Source organism: Pseudomonadota bacterium (assembly GCA_030860485.1).
Classification (GTDB): domain Bacteria; phylum Pseudomonadota; class Gammaproteobacteria; order JACCXJ01; family JACCXJ01; genus JACCXJ01.
In genome coordinates this window covers 41,307-58,298 of sequence record JALZID010000194.1, presented here as the reverse complement: position 1 = coordinate 58,298, position 16,992 = coordinate 41,307, and the positions used below count along the sequence as shown (strand labels likewise).

The following is a 16,992-nucleotide window of genomic DNA, read 5'->3' as shown; positions in this document are numbered from 1 at the left end:
TTGCCGCACTGGCCTTTTGTTCTTTTAAATTACGCCGCGTTCAATCCAGGCGGTGGAGTGGCAAAGGATCGTATCCCCCGTCGAAGAGGTCCTGAGCCATGATGCCCGATCGCTGGCGGCTCCCGCAGTCCCTGTATACCGCCGAGGGGGTGCGGCGGCTCGACCGCGCCGCCATCGAAGGCTGTGGCATCGCCGGCGCGACCCTCATGGAACGCGCCGGGACCGCGGCCTTTGCGGTCCTCGGGGAACACTGGCCCGCGGCCCGACGGCTGGCCGTGGTGTGCGGGGCGGGCAATAACGCCGGGGATGGGTATGTCGTCGCCCGCCTCGCCCACGCGGCCGGGCTCGCCGTCACGGTGCTCGAATGCGCCGAGCGCGGGCGGCTCAAGGGCGATGCCCGGGGTGCGGCCGAGTTGGCCATGGCCGCCGGCATCGTCACGCAAGCCTTCGACGCGGCGCTCCTGCCGCAGCACGACCTCATCGTCGATGCCTTGCTGGGCACCGGGCTCGCTCGTGAGGTCGGCGGCGCCATCGGGCTCTGCATCAAGGCGATCAACGGCAGCGGCGTGCCGGTCCTGGCCATCGATTTACCCTCGGGGCTCGATGCCGACACCGGGTCCGCCCTGGGTCGCGCGGTGATCGCCGAGGCCACCATCACCTTCATTGGCGTGAAACAGGGTCTCCTGACCGGGGCGGGGCCGGACCATTGCGGTCGCTTGTACCATGACGATCTGGGTGTCCCGGCGGCGGTGTATCGCGGCGTCGATCCCTCGGCCGAGAGGCTCGATCTCTCGCGCTGGTCAAGGTGGCTGCGGCCGCGACGCCGTTCGGCTCACAAGGGCCATTTTGGCCACGTGCTCGTGGTCGGCGGTGAGATCGGCTATGCGGGTGCCGCGCGCCTGACCGCCGAGGCGGCGCTCCGGGTCGGGGCCGGGCTCGTGAGCCTCGCCACCCGTGCCCGGCACGCGGCGGAGGCCGGCATCACGCGGCCGGAGATCATGTGCCATCCGATCGAGGGGGCCGCGGCGCTCGGGGCGTTGTGCGAAAAGGCCAATGTGATGGCCATCGGTCCGGGGCTCGGGCGGAGCCCCTGGGCCGTCGCGCTTTTCGCGCGAGCGCTCGATTCCGGATTGCCGCTGTGCGTGGATGCCGATGGCTTGCATCTCCTCGGTGACGAGCCTACGCGCCTCGCGGACTGGGTCTTGACCCCGCATCCCGGCGAGGCGGGTCGTCTGCTCGGGTGCCGCCCAGAGGCCGTGCAGGCAGACCGCTTCGAGGCCGCGCGAGGGCTGCAGCGCCGCTATGGCGGGGTGGTGGTCTTGAAGGGCACCGGCACCTTGGTGTGCGACCGAGTGGGCCGGATATCGGTGTGCGACCTAGGCAATCCGGGCATGGCGAGCGGCGGCATGGGCGACGTCCTGACCGGCGTGATCGCCGGCCTCATCGCCCAGGGGCTGTCACCCGATGAGGCCGCGGCGCTCGGCGTGTGCCTGCACGCGCTGGCCGGCGATCGCGCCGCGCTGGCGGGGCAGCGCGGCACCCTGGCCATGGACCTCATGCCCCATCTCAGGGCGCTCGTGAACCCAGGGGAATAGCAGGGGCCGGCGTTGGCCGAGGCGCGCTTCGAGGTCCCGAGGCCCGAGGACATGGAGGCCCTGGGCGCGCGCCTGGCGGGTGCCATTGCGGGTTCGGGCGCCACCTTTTTCTCTGCTTTGGCGGGCTCGGGCGGGGTCGTGTTCCTTTCCGGCGATCTCGGCGCCGGCAAGACCACCCTGGTGCGGGGATTCCTGCGGGCGCTGGGACACCGCGGGGCGGTGAAGAGCCCGACCTTTACCCTGGTCGAGCCCTATGAGCTGGAGGAACCGGATGGGAGGCGGGCCGTGAACCACTTCGACCTCTATCGGCTCTCCGGCGTCGCCGATCTCGAAGGGCTCGGTTTTCGCGATTACCTGGACGGGACCGCGCTATGCCTCATCGAATGGCCGGAGCGCGGGGCACGGGCCGCGGTCGCGCCCGACCTCGAGGTGCGCATCGATATCGTCGGAACGGGTCGCGTCGTCGTGATGTGCGCTCGGACGCCGTGGGGGAGGGTGGTCCTGTCGGCCCTGGGTTAAAAGAAGCTCGGGTTAGACCTTCGGTCGGGGACCGGGAAACCGCAGCAAGCGTCGGTTGAACTGTAGGTTCGCTGTGCAATAATGCCGTGTCCTACCCCACCGGAACGGTTAACGGAGGGTCGATATGCCACAGACACCCGCGCTCCGCAAGGTTAAACCGATTATCGTCGTCCTCGCCTGGCTCTCCGGCAGCGCGACGGCGCAGTCCGAGGCGCCGACCTTGCCCCAGTACGGTGGCGATTCGCATCTCGGTGTCGTGACCTGCGCCGGCAGCACCTGTCACGGGGCCACGCGGCCGTTCCAGAACGCCGCCATCAATCAGAACGAGTTCGTGATCTGGCAGCGCAAGGACAAGCACGCGCGCGCCTACAAGGTGCTCCTGAACGACCAATCCAAACGCATCGCCCGCAACCTCGGGCTCAAGGCGGCGCACGAGGCCGAGATCTGCCTGGACTGCCATTCGGACAATGCCGCGGAGGACCGGCGGGGCAAGCGCTTCCAGCTCTCCGATGGCGTCGGCTGCGAGGCCTGTCACGGCGGTTCCAAGCGTTACCTCGGGCCCCATGTATCGGGGGAGAATACCCGGCAACAGAACCTCGATGCCGGGATGTACCCCACCGAAACGCCCGAGTCGCGGGCGCTCCTGTGTCTCTCGTGCCATCTCGGCACCGATGATAAATTCGCCACGCATCGCATCATGGGTGCGGGGCATCCGCGCATCAGCTTCGAGCTCGACACCTTCACCGAGCTGCAGCCCGCGCATTACAAGGTCGACGAGGACTATCGCAAACGCAAACAGGTATTCTCCGGCGTGCAGGTGTGGGCGATCGGTCAATTGATCGCGGTGGAGAGGTTCCTGAAATTACTGGCCAGCCCCAAGTATCGGGGCATAGGCCCGTGGCCGGAGCTGGCGTTCTACGATTGCCACGCCTGCCATCACCCGATGAGCGATCGGCGCTGGCGGCCGCGCGAGTTGACCCGTGCGCTCGGGCCCGGTGTGGTGCGGCTCAACGATGCCAATTTCCTGATCCTAAGCCAGATAGCCAGCCGGCTCGCCCCCGATCTCGGCGAGCGTTTCAAGCGTGCCGTCGAAGACCTGCACCAGGCGACGATAAAGGACCAGGCCTCGGTGCAAGCCGCGGCCGCCCGGCTCGGCGAGGTGACGGCGAATCTGCGCGGGATTTTGGTCCAGCACAGTTTTTCCGCCGCCGACATGAAGGCGATGTTGCAAGTCATGGCGAGCCAGGGGGCCTCCGGCGAGTACAACGATTACGGGGCAGCGGAACAGGCCGTGATGGCGATGGCGTCGATCAAGGACGTGCTCGAAGAGACCGGGTCGTTGACGGCCGGCGAGAAGGCCGAACTCACGGAGGTCATGAACAGGCTCTACGCGGTCCTCGAAGACCCCGATAAGTATCGGCCCGAGCAACTGTCGACGGTTCTCCAGACCCTGGCGGCTCGGACCCCGAGGTCGTGACGTCTCCATGACTATCGGGATCCGGTCGGGATCTGTAGAAAACCGGCACGGCACCCGTTCCCCGGATGACGGCAAAAGCCTATAAGATAGCGGTCATCGGTGCCGGTCCGGCGGGACTCAGCGCGGCTGCGCGGGCCGCCGAGCTCGGGGTTTCGCACGTCCTCCTGGAAGCCGCGCCGCACCTCTCCAATACCATCTATCGCTATCAGAAGGGCAAGCTGGTGATGGCGGAGCCCACCGTCCTGCCCTTGCGCAGCAGCATCGGTTTCGAAGCCGGCTCGCGCGAGCTCGTGCTGTCGGTGTGGGACGAGGCCAAGGAACGGCTGCGCGTCAATGTGCGGCACGGGGCCGAGGTCGCGGTCGTCGGGGGGACACCAGGCAACTTCAGCGTGAGCCTCGCCGCCGGGGAGGTCGTGAGCGCCGAGTTCGTGGTGCTGGCCACCGGCCTGCAAGGCAACCTGCGTAAGCTCGGTGTGCCCGGGGAAAACCTGCCCTTCGTTCAATATCAGCTCGACGACCCGGACGAATACGAGAACGAGACCATCGTCGTGGTCGGGGCCGGGGACTCCGCCATCGAGAACGCCGTCGCGCTGGCCGCGCACAACAAAGTCATCATCATCAACCGCCGCGATGATTTCGACCGCGCCAAGGAAGGCAATCGCAACGGGATAGAGCGGGCCATCCAAGACGGCGCCATCGAGTGCCTGTATAACAGCGCCCCGGTGCGGGCCGAGGCGGCCTCCGACCGGAACGGGAAACCGGGTGTCCTCTTCGTCAAGACAGCGGACGGCGAGGTGGCCGTCGGCTGCGATCGCGTCATCGCACGCCTGGGCGCCATGCCGCCCCGGAAGTTCGTCGAGTCCTGCGGGATCGAGTTTCCCAATGATGACCCGAACGCCGTGCCGGCCGTCAGCGCCCAATATGAATCCAATGTGCGGGGCCTTTACATCATCGGTGCGCTGGCCGGTTATCCGCTCATCAAGCAGGCCATGAATCAAGGCTATGAGGTCGTCGAGTTCATCGAGGGCCGGGCCATCGAGCCGGCCGATGAACCGGTGTTGCGCGACAAGTTCCGCGCCGTGGTCGAGATCCGCAGCGTGGCCTCGGCCCTGGAGGTGATCAAGAAGAACGTGCCGGTTCTATCGGGCTTGACCACCTTGCAGTTGCGCGAGTTCCTGCTCGACAGCGTGATCCGGGCGCCGAAACGCGGCGAGGTCCTGTTCGAGCTCAATGACTACTCGGATACCTTCTTTTCGATCGTGCGCGGAGGGGTCGATATCCATGTCGATCCGAACGACGCCTCCAAGCGCGTGGCTTTGACGAAGGGGGACTTTTTCGGCGAGATGGGCCTCATCTCCGGACGCCGGCGCAACGCCACGGTGACGGCCGGTGAGCGCTGCATCTTGATCGAGACGCCGCGACGTTCGATGAACAAGCTCATCAATTCCGTGGCCTCGGTCAAACGCATCATCGACGACACCTTCCTGCGGCGCGCGATTCAATCGCAGATCGCGCCGGAGCTGCCCGCCGAGGCCCTGCGGGAGGTGGTGGCGAGCGCCCGCATCGAGCGCTTCGATGCCGGTAAGGTATTGTTCAAGGAAGGCGATCCCGGCGACAGCCTGCACCTGATCCGCAAGGGATCGGTCACCGTGGCGCGCGACATCGGGGGGCGGGAAAGGGTGCTCTCCTATGTGGCGGCAGGCAACTATGTCGGAGAGATGGCGCTCTTGACCGACAGCCCCCGTTCCGCGACGGTGCGTGCGTCGATCGAAACGGAGACCATCCGGCTCGATGGCACGGCCTTCAAGGCCCTGCTGTCGCGTTGGCCGGATATCGAGGGCAAGATGCAGAGCAAGGCGCGGGATCTGCTGGCGGGGCAGTCGGCCAAGGTCCAACAGAGCCCCGAGGGCGCGGGCGATCTCATCTCCTTCCTGGTGAATCAGGGGGTCGGCGAGGCAACGGACGTGTTGCTCATCGACGAGACCTTGTGTGTGCGCTGCGATCACTGCGAAAAGGCCTGCGCCGAAACCCATGGCGGCACCTCGCGTCTGGACCGGGAGGCGGGCCCGACCTTCGCTTTCATCCATGTCCCGACCTCGTGCCGGCACTGCGAGCACCCGCACTGCATGAAGGACTGCCCGCCGGATGCCCTGCGCCGGGCACCCAATGGCGAGGTCATCATCCTGGACAGTTGCATCGGTTGTGGGAATTGCGAGACCAATTGCCCCTATGGGGTCATTCAGATGGCGGTGAAGGAAGAGCCGAAGCCCGTGAATCTCCTGTCATGGTTCCTGTTCGGCAAGGGGCGGGCGCCCGGAGAGGAGATCTCCGGCCATCACGATGCCGGGGCAGCGAAGATAGCCACGAAGTGCGATATGTGTAAGGACCTGGCCGGGGGTCCCGCCTGCGTGCGGGCCTGTCCCACGGGCGCGGCGATACGCGTGAGCCCGGAACAGTTCCTGACGGTGACACGCGGCACGACGCTCGACAGGTCCTAGGGACGAGCGGGGGACGAGCGGTGCACGAGTCGTTTCTGGCTTACCGCAAGTTTTTCTATCTCAAGCTCGGCCTGGGACTCATCGTACTCTCGATCCTGGCCTACGCGCTCCACGATCCACCGCACGGTCCCAACGGGGGCACGTGGCTGGGCTATACGCTGGGCACCATCGGGGCCGGTCTGATCCTGTGGCTCTTGTGGTACGGGATCCGCAAACGCCAGTATCACTCGAAGCTCGGTCAGGTGTCCGGCTGGTTGTCTGGACACGTGTATCTGGGATCGGCGCTCCTCGTCGTCGCCACCCTGCACTGCGGATTCAAGTTTGGCTGGAACGTTCATACCTTGACTTACGTGCTCATGATCATGGTCATCGTGAGCGGCGCCTATGGAATTTTTACGTATGTCCGCTATCCGGCCCGCCTGACGGACAACAAGGGCGGCATGGCGATCGACGCCATGCTGTCGGAGATCGGCGATCTGGACCGGCAATGCCTCCAGATCGCGGCAGAGATGGGCGACAAGGCCCATCAGATGATCCTGCGCTCCATCGAGCGCACGTCGTTCGGCACGACGTCGTGGCGCGATGCACTGGGCGGCGTGAGCAGGGGGCTGGAGGACCTCGGCCGTGAGATCAAGTCCATCGCCGGGGATGCCGAACCTCCGGCGCCGCTACCGGCCGTCGTACCGCAGATCGGAGGCGAAGCCACGGTGTTCTTCGTGGCCGATCAGCTCGCCGGCTTTCGCGACAGTGCCCGCGCCGCCCTGGGGCACCGCTTGCTCGATCTCGTCACCAGCAAAAAGGCCCTGGTGATTCGGGTGCAGCGCGATATCGTCTACCGCAAACTCCTCAAGTCCTGGCTCTATCTCCATCTGCCCTTGTCGATCGCGCTGCTCGCGGCCCTGACCGTTCACGTGGTCACGGTCTTCTTTTACTGGTAAGCGCCGTCGATGCGTTGCCTCTTGCGCGCCGTCGTCCGGAGGAGTCGAGGCGTCGTCTCCCACCAGGACCGAAGGTTCGAGGGCGACCATCTCACCATTGGGCGGTCCACGGACCAGGACCTGTACCTTTCGGACCTGCGCGTGGCCCTGCACCATGCCACGGTGGTCGGGGCGGGCCCCGGGCGTTTCGTGATCCAGTCGGCGGTGCCCTCCGGGATCCGTCACAACGACGAGCCGGTCCAGTCCGCCTTCCTGGCCGTGGGCGATCAGGTGGGCATCGGCGATCACCGCATCACCGTGCGGCCTCCGGAGGGCGGTCATGACCTGGTCCTGGAGATCGCGCAGGTGCGTGCCGATCCCGACCAGGAGGTCGAGAAGCGCGTCGCGTCGGCCTCGGGCAGCGGCCCGGAAAAGGGCCTGCGCCTCGGCGTGCGCGGCTGGTCCTGGATCCTGAGCATCACGATCCTCACGCTGTTTTTCGTCGTGCCGCTCGTCGCTCACCAGTGGGCAGCGATGCAGGGGTTCCTGCGCGGGACCATCCCAGGTGTGAGCGATCACGCGTGGAGCACCGGGGGGCTCACCGAGGGCCATCGCTATTTCAGCGACGATTGCAACAAGTGTCACGAACGGGCCTTCGTCTCGGTACGCGCGAGCGCCTGCGCCGAATGCCACAAGGACCAGCCGCATCACTTCGATGTCGAGCGCTTCAAGCTCCCGGCACTCGCCGACAAGCAATGCGCCGCTTGCCATAAAGAGCACGGCGGGGCGCCGGCCCTGACCCGGCAGGACGAAGGCCTGTGCCTCGACTGCCACCGCGATATGAAAGAGACCGCGGCGGATTCCAAGCTCCTCGACATCGAAGGGGGGTTCGCGGATGACCACCCGGAGTTTCGCGCCACCTTCGTTACTCACGTGGGTGGGAAAGACCAGTCCGAGCGCATCGGAATGGAACGATGGGAGGCACTGAAGGAGCGCTCGAACCTGTTCTTCCCCCACGAAAGCCATCTCGACAAGACGGGGGTCCAGGGGCCTGATGGCAAGGTGGTGGTGCTCGACTGCGCGAGCTGCCACGTCCCCGAACCGGGGGGACGGCTCATGGCGCCCATCCGCTTCGAGCAGCATTGCCATCGCTGCCACCAGCTCGCCTTCGAGATCGACGATCCGAAGCGCGAGGTGCCTCACGGCCACGTCGGCCGGGTGCTCGACGACCTCAAGGCCTATTACGGCCTGCGTACCCTGGAGCGGTCCGATATCGATACCGGCGAGCCGGATGTCCTGTCCCGGCGCCGCCCCGGGCGGCAGGCCACCCCGCCGGAGCGCTCCGAGGGCGTGGAAAGCGCGGCGCGGCGGGCCCGGCAGGCGGGTAAAGAGCTTTTCGAGTATCGCGCCTGCGCGAAGTGCCACCAGGTCGATGAGAAGGCACAATCGGTCTTCGGGTGGGACATCGTGCCGGTGCGCATCGCCCGTACCTGGTACCCCTTGGCCCGCTTCGACCACGGCCGGCACGCCACGGTGGCATGCGCGGACTGCCATGGCTTCCGGCCCGCCGATTGCGGCCCCTCTACATTGCATAGGGGCGTGGCGGATCCCGAGAAGCGCACGGCCGATTGCATCAAGAGCGTGGCCGATTCCGAGAACAGCGAGGATGTGCTGATCACCGGTATCGCGACCTGCCGGGAGTGCCATGGCGATCCCGGGTCGAGGGATCGGGTTCAGTCGACCTGCATCTCCTGCCACGGCTTCCATATCTCGCCGAAGTTCGCGATGGATGGCCGGGCGCGGACCCAACCGGGCGACCTAGCCCCCCCTCGCCAGGCGGCGGCGGTGCCGTCGGCGGATCTCACGGATGATCCGGCCGGCCAGGCGTCGATGGAGCAGTGATGCGCCCCTTTGGCACGGAACCGGCCTTCCTTCCGGAGTATTTTCCCGGTCCCGGTGAATCTTTCGCACCGGCGTGCTAACTTAGACGGGTTTATGGGATCGAGCCGGACGGGCTCGAATGGGTTCCCGTATGGCGAATCGGCGCTTGTTTCGGGTCTTGGGTCGAACCGGGTCGATGAAGACCGCGGCGGATCAGCGCGTTTTGCATGGACTCACGTGCCGGATAGACGCGAGTATCGCGACCGACACCGGTTGCCAGCGCGACCACAATGAGGACCACATCGACTTCTTCGCGGCCGATGACCCCGCGGTACGGAGTAGCAAGGGTGCCCTTGCGGTGGTCGCCGACGGTATGGGAGGGCACCTCGCGGGCGGTTTAGCGAGCGAGCTGGCCGTCCAGGTCGCGCGCCGCATTTACTACCAGGAACCGGGAGAAGGCCGCAAAGCCCTAGAGACCGCCCTGGAGAGGGCGAACCGGGAGATCTATGACCTGTCGCTCACGGACGAGACCTATCATGGCATGGGGACCACCTGCACCGCGCTGGTGTTGACCGAATCGCTCGCCCACTGCGCCCACGTCGGCGACAGCCGCCTGTATCTCATCCGCGACGGGCAGATCCGTCTGATGACGGAAGACCACTCCTTGGTTCGGGAGATGGTCAAGGCCGGGATCTTGAGCCCGGAGCAGGCGCGCTCTCATCCCAACAGGAACGTCATCTCCAGGGCCTTGGGGGTGCGCCCCAGCGTCGATCTCTTCGTGTGGAAGGATCCCGTGGAGCTCCGCGACGGCGATACCTTCGTCCTGTGTTCCGATGGCCTGCATGACCCCGTGCGCGAAGACGAGATCCGCGGGGCGTGTTTGGCAGAGGGGCCCGAGGCGGCGTGCCACAGTCTGGTGGACCTGGCGAAACAGCGCGGCGGCCACGACAACATCAGCGTGGGGGTCTTCCGGGTGAGAGCCGAGGCGGCGCCGTAGATAGCTACCATGCTCAACGAAGTGATCGCCAACTGCTACCAGATCGTCGAGAAGATCGGCGAGGGTGGAATGGGGGAGGTGTTCCGGGGCGTGGACATCAACCTCGATCGCGATGTCGCCATCAAGGTCATGCGTACCGAGCTCGCGCGCCGACCCGAGATCCTCCAGCGTTTCCGCAAGGAAGCGGTAGTGCTGGCCAAGCTCAACCATTCCAATATCGCGACCCTCTACAACTTCATCCATGACGGTAACAACTATTACATGGTCATGGAGTTCGCGCCGGGCCAGACCCTCGACGTCCTCGTCGCGGACTGCGTCGGTGGGCTGCCGTGGCGATACGCGCTGGAGCTCTTCATGGATGCGCTCCGGGCCATCGACCACGCCCATAAGCAGGGCATCATCCACCGTGACATCAAGCCGGCCAACATGATGGTCAGCGAGCGCGATACCCTGAAGGTCCTGGATTTCGGGATCGCGCGTGTCCTCGGAGAATCCGGATTCACCAAGGCGGGCATCGTGGTCGGGACGACCAAGTACATGTCCCCCGAACAGATCCTCGGCCGCAGCATCGATACGCGTTCGGATATCTACGCGCTCGGAATCGTGCTCTACAAGATGCTCACCGGGCATGTGCCGTTCGAGGGCCTGGGTGAGTTCGAGCTCATGAAGGCGCAGGTCGAGGAACGCGCCGTGCCGGTACGCCAGATCATTCCCGATCTGCCCGAAGCGGTCGACGAGGCCATCATGCGGTCCCTGGAGAAGGCGCCGGAAGACCGATTTCAGCGGGCCTCCGAATTCATTGCCGCATTGGTGCCGATACTGCGCGACGATGTGGTCGGCTGGGAGTTGCACCGCAGGGGCTCGCGCGACCAGGATTCAGGCCCGCGCGCGCCTCGTCAGCGGGGCGGGCAGAAACGCCCGGTGGTCGTCACCGACGGCAACCTGGCGCACAAGCAGGCCGAGATGCCCACTTCGAGCAGCCGTAGCGGGCTCATGGACGACGCCTATCAGGCGCCCCCCCGTCAGGCCCCCCACCATCAGCCCCCGGGCCCGAGGCTCGAGGTGGTGCGCACTCCGGTGCCGAAAAGCGCGTCCCAGGTGCCGACGCAGGCTTTGGACACGCAAATCGGGGCGGAGATCGTGCCACCGCTGCAACCACGCGCCCCGGTGACCACTGAGGCCGGGGCGACCACGGTCGATGAGCTGTCCACCTTCGGGACCCGGCTCGGCACGGTCATCGACGCGAAGAAGGCCCCGGGGCTCGGGAAACCCATCGCATCGCCCGCACCCTCGTGGGGTGTCCGGATCGGTGAGGGGTTGCGGCCGGTGCTGGGATGGCTGTCGCGGCTCGGGTGGCGGCGCGTCGCGGGCGCTGCACTGGGACTCGCCGTACTGGTCGGCGTATCGCTGGGGGTCCGTGAGCTGATGCGACCTCCCGATCCGGAGGAGATAGCGCGGTGGCTCGCGCAGGCGAAGCAGGCGCTGGCGGCGGGAAAGGTGGTTGGGCCCGGTGACACGGCCGTGTCTCTGGCACAGGACGTCTTGAAGTGGGTACCGGACCAAGGCGAAGCAAAAGACATCGTGATCACGGCCGTCGCCCGTCTCGTGACCGCCGGGCAGTCGGCGCTCCAACAGGGCAAGCTGACCGACGCCAAGGCGCGGCTCGCCGAGGCGGAGACCCTGGTCAGGGACTATGCGCTGGATGACCGTAAGCTGGATAAGCGCAGTGTGGTGGCGCTCGTGGGCGGTATCGCCGCCGAGGAGTCGCGGCGCACCGCGATCGAACGGGCAGAACGGGAGAAAGCAGAACGAGAACGCCATATCGGCGAGCTGATCGCGGCCTCGCGGGCGGCGCTTGCGTCGGAGAAGTTCACGGAGGCCGCGGCGCGGGCCCAGGAGGTCTTGGGCCTGGTGCCGGACCAGACCGAGGCGCGGCAGATCCTCGACGATGCGCTCCAAGGGGCGCTCAAGGGGATGGAAGAGGCGCTCGCCCGCGGCGACCTCGCGGCGGGCGGCGCCCGTGAAGCAGAAGCACGTGCGTTGGTGCAGCGGTATGGTCTCCCCGAGGCCAAGCTCAACGACCTGACCGCACGGCGCGCCGCAGAAGCGCGGCGACAGGGCGAGGAGAAGGAACGCTTGGCTGTGCAGCAGCGCGCTGTGGAAGAACGGACGGCGCGCGTCAGGGGGCTTCTGGACAAGGCGCGGGCCGCCGCCGAGGCGGGCCGCTGGACGGCCCCCGCCGAGGACAGCGCCGTCGGGCATGCGCGGGCGGTGCTGGGCCTCGAACCCAAGAACGCCGAGGCCCTGCGCGTGATCGGCAGTGTCGTCGATGCCGTGGTCCATGAGGCCGATGGAGCGCTCGGGGCCGGTGATATGGAAACGGCCAGGGGCCGGCGTGACACGGCCGCGAAGCTGGCCTCCGACTACCAGGTGCCGAGCCAGGGCATCGCGAAGCTGTCCGAGCGGATCACCGAGGCCGAACGCCTTGCCCGTGAGACGCAAGAAGAGAAAGCGGCGCTGGCGGGCCGCGAAGTGAAGATCGAGGATCTGGTCGAAAAGGCCACTCGGGCCATCGCCCAGGACCGCTTGACGGCGCCCGCGAACGACAACGCCCTGAAACACCTGCGCGATCTGGTCAGCCTGGATCCGGGGAACTTGGAGGCGCAGGGTCTTGCTGCCGGGGTGCGCGACCGTTACATTGCACTGGCCGACAAGGCGGTGGCCGATGCGGGCTTCGCGAAGGCCCGTGACTTGGAGCGCCAGGCGGGGGACATCGCCTCGGAGTTTCGCCTGAGCGTCGACCCGATGCGTGATCTCACGGCCCGGATCGCGGCCGCCGAGCACGGCAACGCGACCGCCGTGATCCAGGCGCGCGAAAAAGCCGAGCGCGACAGGGCGGCAGAGGATAGCCTGGCACAGGAACGCGATAGGCTGGAGCGGGAAAGGCTGGCCAGGCAGAAAGCGGAATCGGCGCAGGCGGAGCGCGACAGGCTGGAGCGTGAAAAGCTCGCCCGGCAGAAGGCGGAGCAGGCGGAGCGCGAGAAGCAGGAGCGCGAAACGGCGCTCGCGACGCAGTTGCAGCAGGAGCAGGCGGAGGCCCGCCGCCGCGAGCAGCAGCTCGCGGATCTACGCAAGAAGGCGCGGTCGGCGCTGGCCGGCAACCGGCTGACCAGTCCCGGGGGTAACAACGCCGTGGAGCTTGCCGCCCAGATGCTCACCCTGGATAAGGGCCGCTATGAAGGCCTTCAGATCCTCCAGGAGGTGGTAGGCCGCTATGTGGCGATGGGTGAGTTGGCCGTGGCCGGCGAGGATCTCGCGGTAGCGGACGGTCATTATCGGGCCGCCGAGCGCGTCGTGAAAGGTTACCGGTTGCCGGACGTGGAACTTCGTCGCCTGGATCGGCGTCTTAGCGCCAAGCGACACGAGATCGCCGAAGTGGAACGGCGTGCGCGTGAGAAGCGGACGCCGATCGTCTCGCCACCGCCCCCGGAGGTTTCGCCCCCGGCGGCTCCGCCGAAGGAGCCGGTGGGGGAGAGGTCGAAGGTATTCGTGCCTCCTTCGTTCTAGATGATCGCAGAATCCAGGCTGTACAAGGCGAATTCGACGCGGGGAGAAGGTTGCCGTGAAAGTCATCTTTCACTTGTCCGGAGTGACGACAAGACGACATGACCGTTAGGATGAGGGAACTTTCCCATGTATTGGGTAGATTCAGCTTGTTTCGAGGTCTCGACATGACCATGATCTCAACCAACTTCCGGCGCGGAATGGTCGTGTGGGTATTCGTGCTGGCGGCCTACCCGGGGCTCTCCCCGGGTGCCGAACAGAAGCGGCCGGGTCCATCCGCCCGCATCGCAGGCATTCTCGTCCAGGCGGATCGCGCCTTGGCGGAGGATCGGCTCACCCTCCCCTCGGGCCATAATGCCGTCTCCTATGCCCAAGAGGTGCTGGACCTTGCGCCCGGTCACCCCGAAGCCCGAGGGATCCTTCGCGCCGTCGTCGCGCGCTACGGTCTTATCGCCGACGCCGCTCTGGACCGGGCCGAGGCGTTGAGGCAGCAGGAACTGGCCAGGGCGCAGGCGTATCGGTCGCGGGGGCAGGGCGTGGCGTATCGATTCAATCTCAGCACGGCGCCGTTGAGCGCCGTGGCGGAGCGCATGGATGGCGTGGAAGCCCGTCCGCATGGGGCGAGCGCGGTGGCCCTGCAACGCCAGCCCCTGGCGCACCGGGTGCTCGCCCGACTGGTCGGCCAGTACCTGCATGAGAGTGAGGTCGCACTGGGGGGTGGCCGGGTGCATGACGCCCGACGCTACTGGGAGGTCGCAGGTCAGATCGCGAGGGATCACCGAGTGTCGAATCCGGGCCTCGATCGGCTCGAGCGCCGTGTCGCCGCGGCCGAGCAGGAACGGGACGAAGGCCGGGTCGGGGCGCGTGTGGACGCCGAGGCCCTTTCTGCGCAGGGCCGGTTGCTCAAGGCCGTGTTCATTCCGCCCAGCTTCTAGCCTACATTTCTCACCACCACCCTATTGCGACCGCCGATCCGCTCGGTCTGGCGGGCCGGCGCCTCGGCGGTCTCGCGACGGGCCGTCGTGAGAAATGCGGGCTAGCCGACTTCTCCGCGCCTCGCCGTGGCGCTGGCCTTACGACACTGCCGAGCGTCGCCTGGCGCTCGGGCGCAGGAGATCGCCGGTGAACCCGGTCCTCTTGAGGCGCCCGCGCCGCATGCGGCGCGACGCCTTTTCCCGCAGGCTCATGCGGGAGCACCGCCTCACTGCAGATGATCTCATCTGCCCCCTATTCGTCGTGGAAGGCGAGGGCAGGCGCGAGCCCATCGGCTCCATGCCCGGGATCGAGCGCCTGAGTCTCGATCTCCTGTCGGCGGAGGCCCAAGACCTCGCGCGTCTCGGCATACCGGCCTTGGCCCTGTTCCCCGTGCCCGAGCCCCAAGCGAAGAGCGCCGACGGCCGGGAGGCCTACAACCCCGAGGGTCTGGTGCAGCGCGCGGTGCGCGCCTTGAAGGCCACCGTGCCCGGTCTCGGGGTCATCACCGATGTCGCCCTGGACCCTTACACCACCCACGGCCAAGACGGGCTCATCGATGACCAGGGTGACGTCTTGAACGATGCCACCGTGGAGGTCCTGGCCCAGCAGGCGCTCTCGCATGCGCGGGCGGGGGCAGATGTGGTCGCGCCCTCGGACATGATGGACGGGCGCGTCAAGGCGATCCGTCGGGTCCTGGAGGGCGAGGGTCATGTGAATACCCGGATCCTGGCCTACTCGGCCAAATATGCCTCCGGTCTCTACGCTCCGTTCCGGGATGCCGTGGGATCGCGGGCCGCTCTCGGCGGTGGTGACAAGCTGAGCTACCAGATGGACCCGGCCAACAGTGACGAGGCGCTCCGCGAGGTCGCCCTGGATATCGCCGAGGGCGCCGACATGGTGATGGTGAAGCCGGGGCTCCCCTATCTCGACATCGTCCATCGCGTCAAACGCCGTTTCGGTGTGCCGACCCTGGTCTATCAGGTCAGCGGCGAGTACGCCATGATCGTCGCGGCGGCCGGGAACGGCTGGCTCGACGAGCGCGCCGTGGTCCTGGAGTGCTTACTCGCCTGCAAGCGAGCGGGTGCGGATGCCGTCCTGACCTATTTCGCCAAGAAGGCGGCACAGTGGTTGGCCTGACGCGGCTGCGGCCGGGCTAGACATCCCGCATTCCGAGCTCCTGGATCTTGCGGGTCAGGGTGTTGCGGCCCCAGCCGAGGAGCTTGGCCGCGTCCTGCCGGCGCCCGCCGGTCCTTTCCAGGGCGGTCGAGATCATCACCCGCTCGAAGCTCGGCACGGCCTGGTCGAGGATCTGCCGTTCGCCCCGTGCCAGGGCCTGTTCCGCCCAGCGCCGCAGCACGGCCTCCCAGTCGTCGCGCTCGCCGTTGACCGGCACCTCGCGCAACTCCGGCGGCAGGTCCTCCAGGTGGATCTCCTGGGCCGGCGCCATGACCGTGAGCCAGCGACACACGTTTTCCAGCTGGCGTACATTGCCGGGCCAATGGTAAGTGGTCAAGTAACTGCCCGCATCGGGGTGCAGCACTTTGGCCTCGACGCTCAGCTCCCGGGCCGCGGCCGCCAGGAAGTGATCGGCGAGCAGCGGGATGTCGCTGCGCCGCTGGCGCAGCGGCGGGATGCGCAGTCGGATCACGTTCAGGCGGTGGAACAGGTCCTCACGGAAGCCGCCCTCCTGGACGCGCTGATCGAGGTCCTGGTGGGTGGCGGCGATGACACGTACATCGACCTTGAGGGGCTCGTGCCCGCCCACGCGGTAAAACTGACCGTCGGCCAGGACCCGCAACAGCCGGGTCTGGAGCTCGGGGGGCATGTCGCCGATCTCGTCGAGGAACAGCGTCCCGCCGTTGGCCTGCTCGAAACGTCCGATGCGCTGGCTGCTGGCCCCGGTGAAGGCGCCCCGCTCGTGGCCGAACAGCTCCGATTCCAGTAATTCGCGCGGGATGGCGGCGGTGTTGAGGGCGACGAAGGCGCGCTCGGCGCGTGGGCTGTGACGGTGTAGGGCGCGCGCCACCAGCTCTTTCCCGGTCCCTGATTCGCCCGTTAACAGCACGGTGACATGAGAGCGCGACAGTCGCCCGATGGCCCGAAACACCTCCTGCATCGCCGGCGCCGCGCCGATGATCTCGGGCTCCCCGCCGCGCCCGGCCCCCGCGATCCCGGGGCTTTGGATAGGCACCGGTCGCTGGCGGACCGCGCGGCGCACGATGGCGATAGCCTCATCGACGTCGAAAGGCTTCGGCAGGTACTCGAACGCGCCGCCCTGAAACGCGGCCACGGCCCGTTCGAGATCGGCGTAGGCGGTCATGATGATGATCGGGATCTCTGCGAATCGGCGGTGGACGTAGTCGAGCAGGGACAGGCCGTCCGTGCCCGGCATGCGGATGTCGCAGACGATGGCGTCGGGGGGGCCGTTCGCGAGCCTGCGGATCGCGCTGTCGGCGTTTTCGAAGCTGACGACGTGCATATCCACGCGCGTCAAGGCCTTCTCCAGCACCCAGCGGATCGCGCGGTCGTCATCGATGACCCAGATTTCATCTTGATTGCTCATGGTTTT

At 66.9% G+C, this 16,992-nt stretch carries 11 protein-coding genes; 10 read left to right on the top strand and 1 reads right to left on the bottom strand.

What is annotated here, in order from left to right; all coding sequences use genetic code 11:
- The first annotated feature begins 101 nt into the window (after positions 1–101).
- The 10 genes from M3461_10820 to hemB all read left to right on the top strand — a co-directional run bounded on the left by M3461_10820 (position 102) and on the right by hemB (position 15,560).
- Positions 102–1,595, top strand: coding sequence for an NAD(P)H-hydrate dehydratase (locus tag M3461_10820; GenBank protein ID MDQ3774808.1), 1,494 nt, complete (start codon positions 102–104; stop codon positions 1,593–1,595).
- A 12-nt stretch (positions 1,596–1,607) separates the two neighbouring features.
- Positions 1,608–2,114 carry a tRNA (adenosine(37)-N6)-threonylcarbamoyltransferase complex ATPase subunit type 1 TsaE gene (gene tsaE, locus M3461_10815; protein MDQ3774807.1) on the top strand — a complete coding sequence of 169 codons (507 nt, stop codon included), beginning with the start codon at positions 1,608–1,610 and terminating at the stop codon, positions 2,112–2,114.
- A 124-nt stretch (positions 2,115–2,238) separates the two neighbouring features.
- On the top strand, positions 2,239–3,591 hold the full coding sequence (locus M3461_10810) for a cytochrome c family protein (protein ID MDQ3774806.1): 1,353 nt from the start codon (positions 2,239–2,241) through the stop codon (positions 3,589–3,591).
- Between the two features lie 65 nt (positions 3,592–3,656).
- Positions 3,657–6,089, top strand: a complete 2,433-nt coding sequence (locus tag M3461_10805) for a cyclic nucleotide-binding domain-containing protein (protein MDQ3774805.1) — start codon at positions 3,657–3,659, stop codon at positions 6,087–6,089.
- A 20-nt stretch (positions 6,090–6,109) separates the two neighbouring features.
- Entirely contained in the window at positions 6,110–7,027 is a 918-nt protein-coding gene (locus M3461_10800) for a hypothetical protein (protein ID MDQ3774804.1), read from the top strand.
- Positions 7,028–7,036: 9 nt separating this feature from the next.
- Positions 7,037–8,908: a hypothetical protein gene (locus M3461_10795; protein MDQ3774803.1), complete on the top strand. Its 1,872-nt coding sequence runs from the start codon at positions 7,037–7,039 to the stop codon at positions 8,906–8,908.
- Between the two features lie 175 nt (positions 8,909–9,083).
- Positions 9,084–9,884, top strand: coding sequence for a Stp1/IreP family PP2C-type Ser/Thr phosphatase (locus tag M3461_10790; protein ID MDQ3774802.1), 801 nt, complete (start codon positions 9,084–9,086; stop codon positions 9,882–9,884).
- A 9-nt stretch (positions 9,885–9,893) separates the two neighbouring features.
- On the top strand, positions 9,894–13,451 hold the full coding sequence (locus M3461_10785) for a protein kinase (protein ID MDQ3774801.1): 3,558 nt from the start codon (positions 9,894–9,896) through the stop codon (positions 13,449–13,451).
- Between the two features lie 164 nt (positions 13,452–13,615).
- The gene (locus M3461_10780; protein ID MDQ3774800.1) at positions 13,616–14,383 is read left to right on the top strand and encodes a hypothetical protein; all 768 of its coding nucleotides are present in this window, start codon (positions 13,616–13,618) and stop codon (positions 14,381–14,383) included.
- A 220-nt stretch (positions 14,384–14,603) separates the two neighbouring features.
- Entirely contained in the window at positions 14,604–15,560 is a 957-nt protein-coding gene (gene hemB, locus M3461_10775; protein ID MDQ3774799.1) for a porphobilinogen synthase, read from the top strand.
- Positions 15,561–15,576: 16 nt separating this feature from the next.
- Here hemB and ntrC read toward each other — a convergent pair whose 3' ends face one another.
- Positions 15,577–16,986: a nitrogen regulation protein NR(I) gene (gene ntrC, locus M3461_10770; protein MDQ3774798.1), complete on the bottom strand. Its 1,410-nt coding sequence runs from the start codon at positions 16,984–16,986 to the stop codon at positions 15,577–15,579.
- Positions 16,987–16,992 lie beyond the last annotated feature (6 nt).